The sequence below is a fragment of the Pseudomonas japonica genome (assembly GCF_013522925.1).
In the GTDB taxonomy this organism is placed as follows: Bacteria; Pseudomonadota; Gammaproteobacteria; order Pseudomonadales; family Pseudomonadaceae; genus Aquipseudomonas; species Aquipseudomonas japonica_A.
This window is the reverse complement of the sequence record NZ_JAAMQU010000057.1, coordinates 1-255: the sequence shown is the minus strand read 5'-3', so window position 1 is coordinate 255 and position 255 is coordinate 1. Positions and strand designations below refer to the sequence as shown.

The window sequence follows — 255 nt, the reverse complement described above, 5'->3', positions numbered from 1 at the left end:
CCGCCGCCGGCAACGTTGCGGTGAACGAAGACGCGGTTGCCCGTGGCACCCTGACTGCCACCGATGTTGACGACGATCGCCTGCTGACCTTCAGCACCACCAGCAGCCAGCCGAGCGTGGCCGGCTTTACCCTGAACGCCGACGGCACCTGGACCCTGGACGCCAGCAATGCTGCGTACCAGCACCTGGCCAAGGGCGTGACCGAGACGCTGTCCATCGCCTATCAGGTGAAGGATCAGTGGGGCGCGACCGACA

Annotated in this window: 1 protein-coding gene; it reads left to right on the top strand. The window is 66.3% G+C overall.

Annotated features, from left to right (window positions below; all coding sequences use genetic code 11):
* The coding region (locus G7016_RS24845; protein ID WP_219856376.1) for a VCBS domain-containing protein at window positions 1-255 on the top strand (255 nt) is incomplete at both ends.